General features: G+C 72.3%; 15 protein-coding genes and 1 pseudogene. 8 read left to right on the forward strand and 8 right to left on the reverse strand.

What is annotated here, in order from left to right:
• A partial coding sequence (locus AC27LF_RS36665) for an IS1380 family transposase (RefSeq protein ID WP_479660641.1) occupies positions 1-1,191 on the reverse strand: 1,191 nt, incomplete at its 3' end.
• Between the two features lie 147 nt (positions 1,192-1,338).
• On the opposite strand from AC27LF_RS36665, the pseudogene AC27LF_RS36670 reads away from it, so the two are divergent.
• Positions 1,339-1,770 (forward strand): annotated as a pseudogene (locus AC27LF_RS36670) (NUDIX hydrolase); the annotation flags it as partial.
• A gap of 42 nt (positions 1,771-1,812) precedes the next feature.
• Here AC27LF_RS36670 and AC27LF_RS36675 read toward each other — a convergent pair.
• The 4 genes from AC27LF_RS36675 to AC27LF_RS36690 form a co-directional block, all read right to left on the reverse strand.
• The gene (locus AC27LF_RS36675) at positions 1,813-3,999 is read right to left on the reverse strand and encodes an AAA family ATPase (protein WP_479660642.1); all 2,187 of its coding nucleotides are present in this window, start codon (positions 3,997-3,999) and stop codon (positions 1,813-1,815) included.
• Positions 3,996-4,691, reverse strand: a complete 696-nt coding sequence (locus tag AC27LF_RS36680) for a Pvc16 family protein (RefSeq protein ID WP_479660643.1) — start codon at positions 4,689-4,691, stop codon at positions 3,996-3,998. Before AC27LF_RS36680 ends, AC27LF_RS36675 begins: the two co-directional genes overlap by 4 nt.
• A gap of 10 nt (positions 4,692-4,701) precedes the next feature.
• Positions 4,702-7,518 carry a VWA domain-containing protein gene (locus AC27LF_RS36685; RefSeq protein WP_479660644.1) on the reverse strand — a complete coding sequence of 939 codons (2,817 nt, stop codon included), beginning with the start codon at positions 7,516-7,518 and terminating at the stop codon, positions 4,702-4,704.
• Positions 7,519-7,677: 159 nt separating this feature from the next.
• Entirely contained in the window at positions 7,678-8,295 is a 618-nt protein-coding gene (locus tag AC27LF_RS36690) for a helix-turn-helix transcriptional regulator (protein WP_404024296.1), read from the reverse strand.
• A gap of 259 nt (positions 8,296-8,554) precedes the next feature.
• Between AC27LF_RS36690 and AC27LF_RS36695 the strand changes: the two genes are divergently transcribed.
• The gene (locus tag AC27LF_RS36695) at positions 8,555-9,913 is read left to right on the forward strand and encodes a COG1470 family protein (protein ID WP_479660645.1); all 1,359 of its coding nucleotides are present in this window, start codon (positions 8,555-8,557) and stop codon (positions 9,911-9,913) included.
• 24 nt (positions 9,914-9,937) lie between these two features.
• On the opposite strand, the gene AC27LF_RS36700 is transcribed toward AC27LF_RS36695, so the two are convergent.
• The gene (locus AC27LF_RS36700) at positions 9,938-10,831 is read right to left on the reverse strand and encodes an eCIS core domain-containing protein (protein ID WP_479660699.1); all 894 of its coding nucleotides are present in this window, start codon (positions 10,829-10,831) and stop codon (positions 9,938-9,940) included.
• A 308-nt stretch (positions 10,832-11,139) separates the two neighbouring features.
• Here AC27LF_RS36700 and AC27LF_RS36705 point away from each other — a divergent pair, with 308 nt between their 5' ends.
• Complete coding sequence (locus AC27LF_RS36705) at positions 11,140-12,603, forward strand: aminotransferase class I/II-fold pyridoxal phosphate-dependent enzyme (protein WP_479660646.1); 1,464 nt, start codon at positions 11,140-11,142, stop codon at positions 12,601-12,603.
• Between the two features lie 120 nt (positions 12,604-12,723).
• On the opposite strand, the gene arsM is transcribed toward AC27LF_RS36705, so the two are convergent.
• Complete coding sequence (gene arsM, locus AC27LF_RS36710) at positions 12,724-13,554, reverse strand: arsenite methyltransferase (RefSeq protein WP_479660647.1); 831 nt, start codon at positions 13,552-13,554, stop codon at positions 12,724-12,726.
• A gap of 105 nt (positions 13,555-13,659) precedes the next feature.
• On the opposite strand from arsM, the gene AC27LF_RS36715 reads away from it, so the two are divergent.
• The 4 genes from AC27LF_RS36715 (at position 13,660) to AC27LF_RS36730 (ending at position 16,163) form a co-directional block, all read left to right on the forward strand.
• A complete protein-coding gene (locus AC27LF_RS36715; protein ID WP_479660648.1) occupies positions 13,660-14,034 on the forward strand; it encodes an ArsR/SmtB family transcription factor in 375 nt (124 codons plus the stop codon).
• Positions 14,031-14,768, forward strand: a complete 738-nt coding sequence (locus tag AC27LF_RS36720) for an aquaporin (protein WP_479660649.1) — start codon at positions 14,031-14,033, stop codon at positions 14,766-14,768. The genes AC27LF_RS36715 and AC27LF_RS36720 overlap by 4 nt, the downstream gene beginning before the upstream one ends.
• 27 nt (positions 14,769-14,795) lie before the next feature.
• On the forward strand, positions 14,796-15,218 hold the full coding sequence (locus AC27LF_RS36725; protein ID WP_479660650.1) for an arsenate reductase ArsC: 423 nt from the start codon (positions 14,796-14,798) through the stop codon (positions 15,216-15,218).
• Positions 15,219-15,542: 324 nt separating this feature from the next.
• Positions 15,543-16,163, forward strand: coding sequence for a dihydrofolate reductase family protein (locus AC27LF_RS36730; RefSeq protein WP_479660651.1), 621 nt, complete (start codon positions 15,543-15,545; stop codon positions 16,161-16,163).
• Between the two features lie 58 nt (positions 16,164-16,221).
• Here the strand turns inward: AC27LF_RS36730 and AC27LF_RS36735 are convergent, their stop codons facing one another.
• Positions 16,222-16,581, reverse strand: a complete 360-nt coding sequence (locus tag AC27LF_RS36735; protein ID WP_479660652.1) for a beta-class carbonic anhydrase — start codon at positions 16,579-16,581, stop codon at positions 16,222-16,224.
• A gap of 414 nt (positions 16,582-16,995) precedes the next feature.
• Between AC27LF_RS36735 and AC27LF_RS36740 the strand changes: the two genes are divergently transcribed.
• Positions 16,996-17,457 carry a hypothetical protein gene (locus AC27LF_RS36740; RefSeq protein WP_479660653.1) on the forward strand — a complete coding sequence of 154 codons (462 nt, stop codon included), beginning with the start codon at positions 16,996-16,998 and terminating at the stop codon, positions 17,455-17,457.
• The last annotated feature ends 25 nt before the right edge of the window (positions 17,458-17,482 follow it).

The raw sequence follows: 17,482 nt of genomic DNA on the forward strand, positions 1-17,482 counted from the left end.
CATCGGCATCCAGGCCAGCAGGTCCAGGGCGATCTGGACGATCTCCAGCCAGATCTGGTTCTGCGCGGTGTCGTGCAGGGGGAGGTTGCGCAGGCCAGTGGCGCGGGCGGCGCGGATGCGGTCCTCGGCCCTCGCACGCTGGCGGTGCCGCAGTTCGAGCGCGGCGATGGGGACGTTCTTGGTGTTGGTGGCCAAGCAGGTCAGGCGCATGCCGTCGGCGTCGGTGAAGCGCAACTGGGCGCCAGGATGCGGGCGTTCCCTGCGGACGATCAGCCGCATTTCCCTGGGCCAGCCGGTCAGGCAGTCGCCGTCGAGCTCGGCCACCCAGGCTCCGTCGCGAATCTCGCCGTCGGGCTCGACGGCCGGCGTCCAGGCCGATGCCGGGACCTTCAGGACTGCCTGGTGGATGGCATCGGTGATGGTCATGCCGACCGAGTAGGACAGCCACCAGCCGCGGGCGCAAAGCCAGCCTACGAACTCGTGGGTGCCCCCGCCCGAGTCGGTGCGGATCAGCGTCTGCCGTCCGCGCCGGTACTCCTTGGGCAGCTGCGCCAGCGCGAGCCGGGCGGCTTCGATGTGGTCGGCGGCGGTGTTGCTGCCCGCGTTCCCGGGCCGCAGCAGGGCGGCCACCGGCTCCCCGGACCCGCCCCGGCCGTGGTCGACGAACCCCATCAGCGGATGGTGCCCGAAGGTCTTCTTCCAGGTCGAGGCCGCATCCTGCTTCTCGGAATGCGCGATCACCAGCACCCCGTCCAGGTCCACGACCACCTGCCCGGCCGCGTCCGGTGCCGCGTCACCGGCCAAGGTCCATACATATGCGCGGACTTGAGCGCGGGCCTGCCGCAGTGCGGTCAGCGCACGCTTCCCGCCCGCTGCCGGCGTGTCGATCAGTCGGGACACCGTCGGATCGGAGGCCACCGGCCCGAACACCGCCGGCTCGGACCGCAGCATGCCCACGTCCGCCAGGCAGTCTCCGCCCAGCGCGACCGCGAGCGCTACATCCAGCAGGATCTTGCCCGGATCATGCACCGCCCGCAGCTTGCGCCACGGCGCCGGCGCCGCCGATATCGCCTGATCCAGACCGGTCTTGCGGACCGTCTCCACCAGCAGCACCCCGCCGGCCTGGGAAACCACCCCGCGACCACCGTCTTCGGTACGGACACGCGGGTAGAACCCGATACGCTTCTTCACCTGGAGAGTGCTTCTTTCATGCGACGACCTGGACCCTAGACAAGTCCCATCGTTGCAGGTCAGGAGCACTCTCTGCGTTTCTGATCATCCACCGGACGCCCTGCTGCGTGAAAGCGCGAGGCTAAGCCTCGGGGGCCGCAGCCACCGACCCTGCGTGTTGAGATCGCAGTCGTCGTTCGTGACGAGGAGGTCCTCCTGGTCTGCTGTCACGGCGACGACGCTTCCGGGATCACGTGGCAGTTCCCTGCTGGCGTCATCAAACCGGGAATCAGACCCGAAACCGCGACGGTCCGCGAGACGCTGGATGAGACGGGCGTGCGCTGTGCTGTACGGCGAAGTCTCGGTGAGCGCGTCCATCCGGTGACGGGCGTGCAGTGCGTGTACTTCTTCTGCGAGTACCTGGCAGGGGAGGCGACGAACAGCGACGTGGTGGAGAACGTAGATGTGACCTGGGTACCGAAGTGGGCCCCGATGGAGGGCCGAGTTGTGATCGCTCGCCGCCTCTGGGCGCGGGAGATCGATTATGAGGTCACACAGCCTGATCATGCGCCCACGAGTATTTCTGCCGGCGTCGGCTGACGTGGGCTGTCGTCGGGAAGGCCACACAGGTACGGAACTCCTTCAGCTCGTCAGGAGTGGCATGTATGGGCCGAACTCCGAGGCCAATGTCAGGCGGCCCAGTTTCTGGTACTCCCTTTGGATCGCGTGGATCAGGTCGGTCATGGTCACCGGTCGGTCCGACTCGGCGGACAGGTACGCGGCCGTCACCGCCACCGAGCGGATGTTGCCGCCCGACAGTTCGAAGGACTGTGCGCAGAAGTCCAGGTCCAGGTCCGCGGCGCCGGGGAGGATCGGGGCCAGACAGCGGTCCCAGAGGGCGCGGCGCTGGACGGCGTCGGGCAGCGGGAAGTCGATGACCAGGTCCAGGCGGCGGGTGAACGCGTCGTCCAGGTTGGCACGGAGGTTGGTGGCGAGGACGGCGAGGCCGTCGAAGGTCTCCATCCGCTGGAGGAGGTACGCGCTCTCGACGTTGGCATAGCGGTCGTGCGCGTCCTTGACCTCCGAGCGCTTGCCGAAGATCGCGTCGGCCTCGTCGAAGAGCAGGACACCGTTGATGCCGGCCGCTTCGGAGAAGATGCGCTCCAGGTTCTTCTCCGTCTCGCCCACGTACTTGTCGATGACCGTCGCCAGGTCGACCGTGTACAGGTCGAGGCCGAGATCCGCGGCGATCACCTCGGCCGACATCGTCTTGCCGGTGCCGGAGTCACCCGCGAACAGGGCCGTCACACCCCGGCCCCGGCCACCGCCCGGCCGCATGCCCCATTCGCCCAGCACCCGGTCGCGGTGGCGGGCCCTGGCCGCGAGTTCGCGGAGCTGGGCGTGGGTGTCGGCGGGCAGCACCAGGTCGGACCATGTCACCGCCGGTTCCGTGCGGCGGGCCAGACGGTCGAGGCCCGCCGCGTTCTGCGAGCGGGCACCGGCGCGTACATGGTCCGGGCGGAGCGTGCCGCCGTCCAGCGTCGCGGTCTGGGCCGCGGCCCGGGCCGCACGGGCGATCTGGTCGGGGGCGAGCAGGAAGGGGGAGAGGACGTGCGGCACGTCCAGGTCCGGCGGGAGGGGCCCCGGGTACGCCGACGTCCACAGGGCCGCCCGTGCCGTGGGCTCGACGCGCGGGGCGTGCAGCAGCAGGGGCGGACGGCTCGACCATGCCGCGTCCCACGGGACCCTGCCGACCAGCACCACGGGGACCGCGACGTCCGTGACCGCGCGGATGATCTCGACCCTGTCCGGTTCCCGGGTCAGCACGTCCAGGGGGGCGCACACCAGCGCACTGGACGTCAGCCTCGCCTCGCGGGTCAGGACCCGTATCGCCTCAGCGGGGTTCGGGTCACGGGCCACCCGGTCCAGGTCGACGGCCAGCACGCCGTGGCCCGCGCGGGCCACGGCGGCGGCGGCGAGTGCCGAACCCGCACCGCCCTGTTCCTCGCGGAGATACGCGAGCGGCACACCGGTGGCCAGGGCGCGGGCCAGCGGAGCCGGATCGCCGGTGCCCGGCTCGGCACCGGGCACCGCGCCGGGCCGGCCACCGGCCGCCGGACCGAGTCCGCTCCCCCCACGGGGCGCGACGGCGGGCGTGTCCCGTCGTGGCACCAACAGGTCCACGATGCGCGGATCCGTGGTGTCGTCACCGAGGACGTGGGCGGTGACCCGGTCGGGGACGCGGAGGGCGCGGGCCAGGAAGGGGCGGTCGGGTTCCTCCACCAGCAGGAGGCCGCCCGCACGGAGCGGGGCACGCGGGGACAGGCGGGAACGCGCCGCAGCGTCGGCGGGCGACAGACCGCACAGGCCCAGTGCGAGACCCGTGGTGGGGCGGCGGCGGGTGACGTCGTCGTTGAGGTAGCCGTAGAACTGCTCGAAGCGGTCGTCCAGGTCCGGGAGGAGGGCGATCAGCAGGATCTCGACGTCCAGCGGCGAGAGACCGAAGCCGCGGGCGAGGGCGCGCAGCCGGGTGGGACGGCCCGCCGCCTCCGCCGCGTCGGCGCGTGCCTCCGTCTCCGCCAGGAAGCCGGCGTCCGTGCTGTCGGGAGCGGTGACGGCGAACCCGCGGGGGCCCGCGTCCAGCAGCCGGCGGACGGCGTCGTCGCTCAGGTACAGGCCGCGGAAGGCGTCGTCGGGGGCGGGATCGCCCTGCTGCCGGGCGTGGACAGCCCGCCGTACGCGTTGCTCGACGAGGATCGCGCGGTCGAGCAGGTGGCGCAGGCTCCCGCCCCGGGCGGCCGGTTCCACCGGCCCGGTGGGGTCCGTCATTCCGGGTGTTCCTCCGCCACACGCGACGCTATGCCGCCCCTGCGCGCCCCGTACACCGGCAGGGTCGCGCCGCCCGGTGTGCGCTGCGCCGGGGCGGTGGGCGACGGCTCGGCAGGTGGCCTCTCGCCGAAGCCGAGCCGCACCCCTTCCTCGCCCACCTGCGGGCCCGCCGGGTAGATGGGGGACTCGGTGACCGGCACGCTCACCACCAGGTCGAGCGACGGCTTGAGTTCTCCGCCCAGCGCACTCCACACGTCGGCGAACGACCGGTCCTCGGGCGGCGGCAGCGCGACCGTCATGGGGACGGACACACCGATCTCGCCCAGCGTGCCGGTGAGGCGTTCGGCGGGCAGCGCCTCGTACCGCAGGAGGCAGGACAGCAGCGACGAGAGCAGACGGTGTTCGTCCTCCGGGCGTCTGGTCCACGCGGTGATGAGATACGACAGCTTGAAGAACCGGGGCGGGCGGCGCCTGGCCACGACGGCGCCCTGCTCGTCGTACTCGTTGAGCAGGCCGCGCTCACGGCGGCGCATGTCCTCCCGGATGTCGTACAGGTACAGGTTGACGGTGGGGGCGTTGACCTTGGCGGCCCAGTCGCGGGTGGGGGCGTCGAAGACCACCGTCACCTGACCGCCCGCCAGGGCGTCGGCGCGGAACAGCGCGCGCAGTGCCTCGTCGACCTCGTGGATCACGGCGCGCCCCTCACCGTCGGCCCGCGAAGTCCGGCGGCTGGAGGCTGCGTCGCACGATCAGTACGTCGTCCTGCGGGCGGTGCAGCCGCTCCAGCGCCGGCACCCGTGCGCGGAGCACGCGCGGGCCCAGCTGGTCCTTGCGCAGGACCGGTACCTGCGCCTCGAAGGTGCCGTCCCGGCCGACCCGTACCGGCGACTGCGCCGCCGTGATGCCGCGGCTCCAGGCGAGGGCGACCGTGCGGCCGGGCGGGAAGTCCTCGCCGCGGGCCAGCACCACGTCGCCTGGCCGGGCCACCGCAGGGGTGACGGTCAGTTTCGGCCGCAGGACGCGCAGCGGCGCGGCGGCGGTGTTGTTTGCCTGCCGGGGGTCGCGCGGTGAGCCGGTGACCGACGCGCGGACCTCGCCGCGCAGGGCGGTGTCGTAGACGGCGGTCTGGGTGACGGTGACGCGGCTGCCCGGCGCGATGGTGCAGGGCCTGGCACGGGTGCAGTCCGAGAGCGAGGACAGCGTGCGGTCGCCGGCGCCGTTCCCCCGGGGCCAGGCGGCGGTGAGGACGACGTTCCGCGCGGGCCTCGGCCCCGTGTTGGTGAGGACGAAGTCGGCGCGTGTGGTCAGGCCCGTGTACGCGGTGGCGGGGGTCACGACGGCCCGGACGGCGATGTCCGCGTCGTTCGGCACGGGGGCCTCGGTGACCGTGAAGGCGGCCGTGCCGGTGCCCGTGTTGCCGGACGAGTCGGTCGCCGTGCAGACGACCCGGGTGGTGCCGACGGGGAAGAGCGAGCCGGACGCGGGGTCGCAGGTGACGGGCAGGGTGCCGTCGACCGCGTCCTCGGCGGTGGCGGTGAAGTCGATGACCGTGCCGTCGTCGCCGGTGGCTTGCACGGTGCGGTCGACGACGGTGACGATGGGAGCGGTCACGTCGTCGACGGTGATGGTGATGTGCTGCTGGTAGTCCTCGGGGACGGCCGCGCCGCCGACACGACCGGCTCCGTCGCGACCGTCGCCCCCGTCATCGCTGCCGTCGTTTCCGTCGTTTCCTCGGTTGCTTCCGCCGTTCTGCCGGCCGCCGTCACCCTGACCGCCGTTCTGGCTGCCGCCGTCGCCGGCCGGGGCGCCAGCCGTTCCGCCGTCGCCACCGCCGGCCCCACCGACCGTTCCGGTGACCGCCCCGCCGACGGCCCCGGCGGCCGAACCGCCGTCCGCCGTCCCGCCCCCGGGTGAACCGCTCACCGAGGAACCGCTCCCGGGTGAACCGCTCGTGGAGGAACCGCCGTTCGTCTCACCGCCGCTCCCGCCGTTCGCGCCGTCGCCGCAGCCCCCGGAGCCCCCGATGAGGCCGCCGAGCAGTCCGCCGACGAGCCCGCCGCCGTCGCTGCCGAGCCCGCCGATGCCGCCGATCACCGACCCGGCGACGGCTCCGTCGTCACAGTCGCCCGAGCCGCCCGAGCCGTCGGAGCCGCCCGTCACGGCACCGACCGTTCCCCCGACGAGTCCCCCGCTCCCGCCCCCGTCGATGCCACCGGTGGTGCCGACGACGGTTCCGGAGGCCGAGGCGGCACCGCCGGGAGCGGACCCCCCGCCGGAGGCCGATGTGCCGGGGCCGACCGTTGCGTCGAGCGCGTCGTCGCCGGGGGAGATCCGCCGGCTGTCGAAGGTGCGGGCGGGCGGGACGTCGAGGGGCGCGTCCCCGCCCGGTGCCTTGCCGTCCAGCAGGAACTGGACGGTGCAGCTCAGGGTCATGCCCTGCGGAGCGTCGTCCGCGACCGTGATCGTCTCCTGGAAGGCGGCGACCTGACCGCTGGTCACCTGCCGGACGGCAGGGCTCAGGGCGACGGTGAGCGCGGGATCGCAGCCGATCGTCTGGTGGCCCACGGTGGTGGGCAGATTGGTCAGGCCCGCGGCGATCGTGTCGGCCACCTGGCCCGGGTCGATGTCCTGGAAGAGACGTCCGCCGGTGGCCTCGACCACGCGGGTGGCCTGGTCCGGCTCGTGGGTCGGCTCCCGGTTCTGGTCGGGGCCGTTGCCGTTGTCGCCGTTGCCGTTCAGACCGTCGCCCAGGACGGTCTCCACATCGACCGCGATGACCCGGGCACCCACGTTCTGCAGGGCGTTGACGGCGTCGGTGAGCGTATGGCCCATGCTGGGGTCGTGGCTGGACGCGTCGCCGACGAGGACCACGACCGGGCTCGCGCTCTCCCGGAAGCCTCCTGCCGCGCCGTTGCCGATCTGCCACAGCGCGTTGATCCAGTCCTCGGCGGGTCCCGGGCTGTAGCCACCGCGGGTGGCGTCGAGGCGTTCGACCCCGGCCCGTACGGCCGTCAGGTCGTCCGTGAGTTGCTGCAACACCGTGAAGACCCGGTCGCCGTCGACTTGCTGGTCGCCGTACGTCGCCACGGCGAAACGGGAGTCGGGCTGCTCCTGGCGGACCCGGTCCGTGATGGTTCCCAGGTCCGCCTGGACCCCCTCGATGGTGGTGTCCATGCTGCCGGTGCCGTCCACCAGCAGCACGATGTCCGGCCGGGGCGGCACCACGGGCGTGCTGACCTCCTTGCCGAGGGTGAGCGAGTCGCCGGGGGCGAGCGACTCGTCCACCACGGCGGGGGTCACCGCCGATCCCGGGACCGCGGCCGGCGCACCGCCCGCGACGCCCGTGACCCCGGTGACGGCCGCGACCACCACCAGGAGCAGTACGGTGGTCAGCACGCCGACGGTGAAGACGCGCGCCCGGACGACGGCGCCCGGGCCCGGCAGGCCGAGGCGCCGGACTCCGTGGGCGGGGCGCAGCGCCCCTCGTACGCCGTGCACGAACCCCCGTACAGAAGCCACTGAACACCCCACGGTCACGATCGGCGACTCGGACTGCCACCCTCGCGCGTCGGCCGTGTACCACGCAGCGGGGCGCGAGCCAGTCCTTCGGGAAGGACCGGCTGCCCCTTGGGGCACCGCGCGGTGCCGGGCGATACGCGACGGCACCGCCGACCGTGCTCAAATCAGGCCTTGGCGCAGTGCATAGGCCACCGCGTGCGACCGGTTGCGCAGATTCAACCGGGTCATGATGGAATGCAGGACGTTTTTGATGGTCCGTTCCGAATAGGACAGTTTCACCGCGATGTCAGCGGTGTCGTAGCCCTCCGCGACCAGTCGCAGAACCTCGATCTCGCGGGCGGTGAATCCGGTGAGGTTCAGCCCGTGGGGTGCGAGCACCTGGCCCTGGAGCCTGCCGACCTGCTGGAGCAGACTGCCGAGCAGGTCGGGCGGGACCCGGCCCTCACCCCTGGCGACCGAGCCGATCACCTTGACCAGGCGTTCCGGGGTCGCCTCGGCGCGGCGGACGACACCGACGAACCCGCATTCGGCCGCGTTCACCAGTTGCTGCTCGTCGATGTGGGTGGTGACCAGTACCCCCCGCGCGGTACTGGTCCGCTGGATCTGACGCAACACGCGTAGCGCGACATCGTCGAGGACGTCGAGGACGACGACCACCACCTGTGGTACGTCCGTGTCGTCGCGTTCGTCCCAGTCGATGACCCTGACTTCCGGGCGGGCGCGTAACTGGCTGGACACTCCGGCCTGTGACACCGGGTCCTGGGCGCGCAGCGCCACCGTAATACGATCTCCGTTCGTCTGTAGCAACGTCGCTCTCTCCCCTCGGGCGACTGCGGGAGAGCTCCGGCGAAATATGGTCAGATCATGGGCACGGGTCCACATTTCATTCACATGGGTCTCCCTTTACCGAGTAACCACAGTAATGCCCCTGATTCCCCAAGGGAATTGGCGGTGACTCAACGGGCATCGTGATTGCCCGAAAGTGTTCCTGTGTGGCCGGTGACCGTATGTCACACCGGACCTTACGGTGCGCCGCATGACTGTTTCGGCGAGCGTGGACGAGTCTTCCGTCACCGTTGAGCCCGGGGGTGCGGCAGAACTTCCGGTGCGGGTGCTCAACTCCGGGACCACCGTTGAGGAGTGCAGGTTCGAAGTGGTGGGGCCGTGCGCCGAATGGACCACGGTGGAACCGGAGAGTCTGTCGCTCTACCCGGGCGCGTCCGGCACCGCCACCCTCACCTTGCGTCCGCCGCGCAGCTCACAGGTGAGCCCCGGGGAGACACCCCTCGGACTGCGCGTGGTGCCGACGAGCGAGCACAGCGAGACGGCCGTCCTCGAACGGACCGTGACCATAGGGCCGTTCACCGAGGTCACCGCGGAGCTGGTGCCACCCGGTTCGAACAGCCCGTGGCGCGGACGGCACAAAGTGGCCGTCGACAACAGGGGCAACACTCCCGTCACGGTCGATCTCACCGCCCGGGCCGCCACCGAACGCGCCCGGTTCCTCTTCAGCCCGGCCGAACTGGAAGTACCCCCCGGCGAGGCCAAGTTCACCGCTGTGACGGTGCGCCCCGCCAAGCGTCTGTGGCGCGGCACGCCGATCACCCACCCGTTCCAGGTCGCGGTGACACCACGGGTCGCCGAGGGGCAGGACCCGTACCAGCCGGTGGTCCTCGACGGCTCCTACGAGCAGCAGGCCGTCCTGCCCCGCTGGCTGCCCCGCGCCCTGGCCGTGGCGGTGCTGGTGGCCGCGGCCGTGGTCGGGCTCTGGTACGCGGTGCTGCGGCCCACCGTACGGTCGGCCGCGCGCGAGGCGATCACTCCGCAGGCGGTCGAGTCCGCGCTGCGGGAAGGGAACCGGGATCCCGACGGAGCGGGCGGCACGGGGGCCGGCGGTCAAGGGCAGCAGGAGACCGGCGGCGGTGGCACGGCAGGGGCCGGCGCGGGCGGCAACGCGTCGGCCTCACCGGGCAGTTCAGCGACGGGGGAGCCCGGCGGGAGCGGCGGGTCCGGCGGGTCCGGGACACCGGAGAGCGCCCGGGTGCGGGTGCGGGACGCGGTGGGCGGCGACGCCACCCGGCGCACCGCGTACGAGGTGCCCGCCGGCCGCACCTTCGAACTGACCGACATCGTGATCCAGAACCCGCAGGGCGACGCGGGCACCCTGGTCGTCTCCAGCGACGACGGACCGCTGCTCACACTGGCGCTGGAGAACTTCCGGGACTCCGACTACCACTTCGTCACCCCCATCGAGGTGCGCTCCGGTGGGAAGGTCACCGTCTCCGTCAACTGCCGGCGGGTGGGGCGGCCGGTCGGGGCCCCGGCGCCCTCTCAGTGCGCCGAATCGCTGTTCCTGGGCGGCAAGATCTCGGTGCCCGCGCAGACGGCCGGCTGACCGGCCCGCCCGGCGGCGGCTCAGTCACCCCTCGGGCGTGGTCTCCTCCTCTTCCTCCGACGAGCCCTCCGTGGCCCGTTGCACGAACGAGCCCTGGACGTCAGCCGGTTCCTCGTCCTCGTCCGCCGCCTGACGCTGCACCGGGGCGGCGGTGGCGGGTGGCGCCACGGCGGTCGGCGCGGGCACCGGAGCGGGCGAGTCGGCGGCCGGAGCGGGCGCATCGGGGGACGGAGCCGGGCCGGACATGACGCGCTCCGCGTTGGCCGACGCCTCCTGCTCGAAGCGGTCCGACGGATCGCTCACCCGGATCCCGCCGGGAGCCTCGGTGCCGTCCACCGGACCGGAGCGCTGCTGGATCACATGGGTCAGCTCATGGGCGAGCGTGACCCGCCCCTGATGCGAGGACGGATCGTAACTGTCCCGCTGGAACACGACGTTGTCGCCGACCGTGTAGGCGTGGGCGCCCACCTCCTTCGCCGACTCGTGCGCCGCGGAGCCCGTATGCACCCGCACGGAGGAGAAGTCGGCGCCGAGCCTGGCCTCCATGTCCGTACGGGTGTCGGTGTCCAGTGGCTGTCCGCCGCCGGACCCGATCACCTCGTGGACGCCGGAACGCCGCTCGCCGCGCTCCGCGGCCTCCGGTTCGGCATCCTCGGCGCTGCGTTGGAGCGCCGAGCGGACGGCCGTGTTGCCGACCGTCCGCTGCAGGGTGCTCATCCCGGCGGGCCCGAGCACGTCCGTACGGCCGGTGGCGGCTGCCGTCAGCATGTGGGAGAACCCGGCAGGCGGCTGGGCGGACGCGTCGGCGGACGACCCGACGGGGGCCTCGGAGAATGTGTCGGAGGTGCCCTTCCTGGCCGCCCTGAGCGATGCGTCGTGCCCGTGTTCGCCTTCGTGTTCCTGTTCGTACATGCCCATGCGCCGCTCCCCGCGGAATAGCAGAATGCCGAACGTCCCCTCGATGACGCGTGGCGCCCCACGGATGCCCTGGACGACAGTCGTGCGACGCACCCGCACTCCCTTACAGCGTCGCCGGGGGACCGGCCCGCGTCCAGGCCCTAAACCATCGGGTACGGGCAGTGCGGACTGCACCTTCGGGCAACGCCTTCGGGTTTTGATCGCGGCGTCGGTGCAACACGTTCAGGTGTGCCCGGACGGCGGCGGCGGACGTCGAGGCGTCGGCCGCCGGTGAGCCGCCGGTGGACCGTGACCGGCAGGGAGGAACGATGGATCACTCGCGCGTACCCGTACTGGAGGCGTTGCAGGAGTTCCGGCGTCGTGGAGACGTGGTCTTCGGCCCACCGGGGCACAAGCAGGGCCGCGGCGTGGACCCGCGGGTCGCCGACGTCGTCGGGCTCGATGTGTTCCGCTCGGACGTGCTGTCCCTCAACGGACTTGACGACCGCCGGCAGTCCCAGGGGATGCTCGGCCAGGCGCAGGATCTGATGGCGGACGCGGTGGGGGCCGAGCGTGCCTTCTTCTCGACCTGCGGCAGTTCCCTGTCGGTCAGGACCGCCATGCTGGCCGTGGCAGGCCCCGGCGAGAAGCTGCTGTTGTCCCGCAACGCGCACAAGTCCGTGATCGCGGCCGTCGTCGTCAACGGCGTGGAGCCGATCTGGGTCCATCCGAAGTTTGACGCCGAGCGGCACCTCGCTCACCCGCCGGAGCCCGACGACGTACGCCGCCGCCTGCGGGAACACCCGGACGCCAAGGGCATGCTGCTGATCACCCCCACCGACTGGGGCACCTGTGCGGACGTGGCGGGCGTCGCCCGGGTGTGCCACGAGTTCGACGTGCCGTTGATCGTGGACGAGGCATGGGGCGCGCATTTCCCCTTCCACCCCGAGCTGCCCGCCTGGGGCATGGACGCCGAGGCCGATCTCGTGGTCACCAGCGTCCACAAGATGGGCGGCGCCATCGAGCAGAGCTCCGTCTTCCACCTCCAGTACGACCGGGTCTCGCCCGAAGTACTCAAACAGCGGGAGGACCTGCTGGGCACCACCAGCGCCTCGTCCCTGGTGTACGCGACCCTCGACGGCTGGCGCCGTCAGATGGTCGAACACGGGCATGTGCTCCTGGACGCCGCGCTGCGCCGCGCGGAACGCGTACGGTCGGCCGTCGGCGACCTGCCAGGTCTGCGGCCGATGGGCCGGGAGGTCGTCAAGGAAGGACTCGCCGCCGACCTCGACCCCCTCAAGATCGCCATCGACGTACGCGACCTCGGCATCACCGGCATGCAGGCCGCCGAGTGGCTGCGGGCGCACCGGCACGTGGACGTCGGCGGCTCCGACACCTGCCGGATCAGCGTCTCCCTCACCCACGCCGACGACGACGAGACCGAGGAAGTGCTGCTCGGCGCGCTGCGTGCGCTTGTCGGCAGCGCCGACTCCATTGAACGGCAGCCCCCGGTCCGCCTGCCCGCGTCCCCGGCCCTGGAACTGGAGCAGGCGCTGCTGCCGCGTGCCGCGTTCTTCGCCCCGGTGGAGCACGTGCCCGCCGAGCACGCCGCGGGACGGATCTCCGCGGAGACGATCAGCCCGTACCCTCCCGGCGTTCCGGTCGTCGCTCCCGGCGAGGTCATCACCGACGGGGTACTGGACTACCTGCGCAGCGGTGTCGACCATGGGGTCCTGATCCCGGACGCGGCCGACCCGACGCTCAGGACGCTCCGCGTGGTGGCGCGGGACTGACGCACGCGTGCGCGGCGGCACGTCGTCCGCTCGGCCGGGCCCGACCCGGAGGACCGGGCACACCGCCGGCCTGGAGATCACCGCCATGAACCTGCTCGTCTTGGCCCAGGTGGGGCCGGCTCAGGTCTCGGCCGGTCCACAGCAGGCGCCGGCGCCGCCGCAGACGTCCGCCGGCTCCCCGCCCCGGCGGGCTCGTTCGGCGGCCGGCGGCTTGGCGGCGCGGACGAACGCGGAGTGCATGCCGTCGGCGACCGGGTGGGTCGGGGTGATCTCGATGTCGGCGAATCCGGCGTCCTGAAGCCCCGCGCGGTACTCGGCGAAGGAGAGCGCGCCGGCGATGCATCCGGCGTGGTCGCCGCGCTCGGCCCGCTGTTCGGGGCCGAGGGCGTCGTCGGCGACGACGTCGAAGACGCCGATCCTGCCGCCGGGCCTGAGCACACGGAAGATCTCGGCGAACACGGCAGGTTTGTCGACCGACAGGTTGATCACGCAGTTGGAGATCACGACGTCGACGGTGTGCGCCGGGAGCGGGATCGCCTCGATGGTCCCCTTCAGGAACTCCACGTTCGTCGCCTTGGCCTTCGCCGCGTTGGCGAGGGCGAGTGCGAGCATCTCCTCGGTCATGTCGAGGCCGTACGCCTTGCCGGTGGGGCCGACCCGGCGCGCCGACAGAAGGACGTCGATGCCGCCACCGGAACCGAGGTCGAGGACGTGTTCGCCCGCGTGGAGGCCGGCGACGGCGGTGGGGTTGCCGCAGCCGAGGGAGGCGGCGACGGCCTCGGCGGGCAGGGTGTCGCGCTCGTCGGCGGCGTAGCGGGTGTACCCGAAGTTCTCGCCGGGCTCGACGGGCTCGGGTCCGCAGCAGGCGGTGCCGCCCTCGGCGACCTTGACGGCCGCGGCGGCATAGCGCCGACGGACGGTTTCGCGCAGGTCGATGGGCTGATCGGACATGACTCACTCCCGGGTGTTGAGGCACAGGGGCGCCTCGGAACGGCTTGTATTGACGTTCGTTGATGCAACCTTGCGCCTTGATTCGAAAGGCGTCAAGATAGACACATGTCGAAGCAAGAGCTTGAGGTGATCGGTCGGGACGGTGTCTGCTGCCCGGGCCTGTCCGGCGCGCCCCTGGACGAGGAGCGGGCGGCCGACCTGGCGAAGGTCTTCAAGGCCCTGGGCGACCCGGTCCGGCTGCGCCTGCTGTCGATGATCGCCTCACGCGGCGCGGGCGGCGAGGTCTGTGTGTGTGAGCTGACCCCGGCCTTCGACCTGTCCCAGCCGACGATCTCGCACCACCTCAAGCTGCTGCGGCAGGCCGGTCTCATCGACTGCGAACGGCGCGGGACATGGGTGTACTACCGGGTGCTGCCCGGCGTCCTGGACCAGCTCGCCATGTTCCTGACCACCCCGCGGCCCGCCGGAGCCGACGCGTGAAGGCGCCGCTCGGCCGCCGTGTCGCCGCCGAGGCGATCGGGACCGGGCTGCTGGTGGCCATGGTGGTCGGCTCCGGCATCCAGGCCACCGAGCTGTCGCGCGACGTCGGCGTGCAGTTGCTCGCCAACTCCCTCGCCACCGTCTTCGGCCTGGGCGTGCTGATCGCGCTGCTCGGGCCGGTCTCCGGAGCGCACTTCAACCCCGCCGTCACCCTGGCCGCCTGGTTCACCGGCCGCCGCGACCCAGGCGGCCTCGCCCTGCGGGACGTCGCCGCCTATCTGCCCGCGCAGCTCGGCGGCGCCATCGGCGGCGCAGTCCTCGCCGACGCGATGTTCGCCAAGCCGCTGGTGGCGTTCTCCACCCACGAGCGGTCCGCCCCGCACCTGTGGCTGGGCGAGGTCGTCGCCACGGCGGGGCTGGTCCTGCTGGTCCTCGGCCTCGACCGGACCGGCCGCGCCGCGCTCGCCCCGGCCGCGGTGGCCGCCTACATCGGGGCCGCCTACTGGTTCACCTCCTCCACGTCGTTCGCGAACCCGGCGGTCACCGTCGGCCGGGCGTTCACCGACACCTTCGCCGGGATCGCACCCGCCTCCGTCGCCCCGTTCATCGCCGCGCAGCTGTTCGGCGCCGTGCTCGGGCTCGGCGTCGTGGCCGTGGTCCACGGTCCCGGCGCCGCCCCGGCGCGACACGGGATCGGCGCCCCGCGCGGCGAAGCCGAACCCGCTTCCCGCTGACCGTTTCCCGCAGAAAGACCACCCGCCATGAGCCTTTCCGCCCCGGTTCCTTCGGTGCTGTTCGTCTGTGTCCACAACGCCGGACGTTCCCAGATGGGAGCCGCCTTCCTCGCCCATCTCGCCGGTGACCGGGTCGAGGTCCGCTCGGCGGGCTCCGCGCCCGCCGACTCCGTCAACCCGGCGGTGGTCGAGGCGATGAAGGAGGCCGGCATCGACATCTCCGCCCAGACGCCGAAGGTCCTCACCACGGAGGCCGTGCGGGCCTCGGACGTGGTGATCACCATGGGCTGCGGAGACGCCTGCCCCGTCTTTCCCGGCAAGCGGTACCTCGACTGGCAGCTGGACGACCCGGCGGGCCAGGGCATCGAGGCGGTCCGGCCGATCCGGGACGCCGTCGAACGGCGGGTGCGCGGCCTGCTCGCCGAACTCGGGATTCCGGTCCCCGCGTGACCGCTGCGCGCGGCGCGGCCGGGTGGATCTCCTCCACGTCGCGGAGCACGCGGAAGCGCAGCGGGTGGTCGCACAGCAGGTAGGGGACCAGTACGTCCCGCGCGCGGTTCCCTTTTCCCGTGGACCGGGTCGGCGGAAGACTGGCCAACTGCCGGTCTCCCGCTCTCCGTTCGCCGGGCTGTCTGTCGACAGCGGGTGGCGTGCCTCCGACTCCCACCACGACGGCACCGGTCCGGGCCTGCGGCCGATGAGTTCGCGTGGGCGGCGCGGTCATCACTGGGCCGGGGCGGCGGCCGTCCCGGGACCGAGGAAGGGCAGTGCGAGGTGAAGTTGATTCTGCAGGAGTTCCTGTCGCTGGACGGTGTGGCACAGGGCCCCGGGTCACCGCAGGAGGACACGAGCGACGGGTTCACCCGGGGCGGCTGGCTCGTACCGCATCTGGACGACGCGTTCATGCGGATCACGACCGGCTGGCTCGACGAAGCGGACGCGTTCCTGTTCGGGCGCCGTACCTACGACAACTTCGCACGGGACTGGCCGACGATGGACGACCCGGACGATCCGGTCGCGGCCAAGCTCAACGGGCTGCCGAAGTACGTGGCCTCGCACCGTCTCGCCGACGCCGGCTGGGAGCCCACGACGGTCCTCTGCGGGGACGTGCCCGCCCAGGTCGCCGACCTCAAGCGGCGGCCGGGGCGGGAGCTGCAGATCCACGGCAGCGCCCGCCTCGGCGCGTCGCTGCTGGCCGCCGGGCTGATCGACGAGGTGCGGCTGATGATCGCGCCGGTGGTCGTGGGCAGCGGCCGGCGGCTGTTCCCCGACCACGGCCGTCCGGCCGGGCTGCGCCTGCTGAGCAGCGAGACGACACCGAGCGGAGTCGCCGCGCAGGTCTACCGGCCGACAGGACTGCCCGAGTACGGGACCTACGAGGCCGAGGCGTTCTGAGCGCCGAAGGCACCGGCGGCACGGCGGCGATCGTCCGGTACTCATGGGGGACCGGTCGTCACCTTCCCGGGGCCGGTGAGCCCCCTCGCCGGCCCCGGCGGCGCGAACGCCGCTCCGACACATCGTCGGTGAAGGTCAGCATGCCGCAGTCGGTGTGGTGGATGAGGATGATCTCCTCGGTGCCGAGCAGTCGCTGGCTGATGGCGAGCGAGCGGATCTCGTCCTGGGTGATCACGCCGCCCGCGTTGCGGATGACATGGGCCTCACCATCCTTCAGGCCGAGCATCGCGTAGACGTTCAGCCGGGCGTCCATGCAGGCCACGACGGCGACCTGCCGGGAGGGAGGCAACGGGAGCGGGCCGGAGAAGGTCTCGGCGTAGCGGGCGTTGTTGGCCAGCAGTTCATCGGTCACGGACATGGCGGACCTCGGTTGTCTCGGATGGCGGACGGTGCGGGAGACGGCGCGTGCGACTCCGGACGTCACGGATGTCACGGGCCGTGGAGCGCGGTCACACGTCCCTGCGACAGAACCCGTCGAAGAGATGGACGCGACGCGAGGGCCGGAGGCCCGTCAGCGTGGCGGCGAGGGTCTGCATCACTCCAGTGAACCCGCCCGCGCCTCGGGTCGGCAAGGGCAGGAGCACACATCCGCGCACCCACCGCCGCCGGCGCCCCCTCAACCGCCCGGAGTCGCTCAAGCCGCCCGGAGTCGCCCTGAGCCCCCTCCATCCGCCCGGAGCCGCCTCCGCCGGGCGACCGGGCCGCCGTGAGGCGAATAGTGCGGCTTCGTGAAAGAAGGCTCGCGGACGGCGCGATCGCGCCCCCTCGCCCCATGCAGGTGCATGCACCCGGCCCCGAGGAGTTCGCCGCCCATGTCGTCCCCGAACCGCGCCGCCGCGGTCTCCTGCGCACCGGCCGGCGGGGTGGCACCCTCCGCGAGAACCCGGGCCTCGCCCGGCCGGAACGCGGCGAGTGGCGCAACCGCGCCAGCCGGCTTCTGCGACCCCGCCGCGCCCTTCCCGTTCACCTGTCCCTCCGCCTCCCGGATCCGGGCGTACGCACGGGTCCAGGCATCCATGACACCTCCACCGTGGTGGACTACGACCGGTCGACGGGAGCGTGGGCCGCCTTCGGCGCGACTCTCGCCGAGCACCGGGAAATCACGGAGGCGATCCGCGGCCGGGACGCCGAGTCGGCTCGGCTGCGCGAGCTGGAGCACCACGCACACGACCGGGACACCCGCATCCGGCAGAAGGTACGCCGGGACACCGGGGCCGAACCCCCGACCGGCTGACGATCACCCGGCCCGGGGCCACCCG

The sequence above is a fragment of the Streptomyces diversicolor genome (assembly GCF_057537855.1).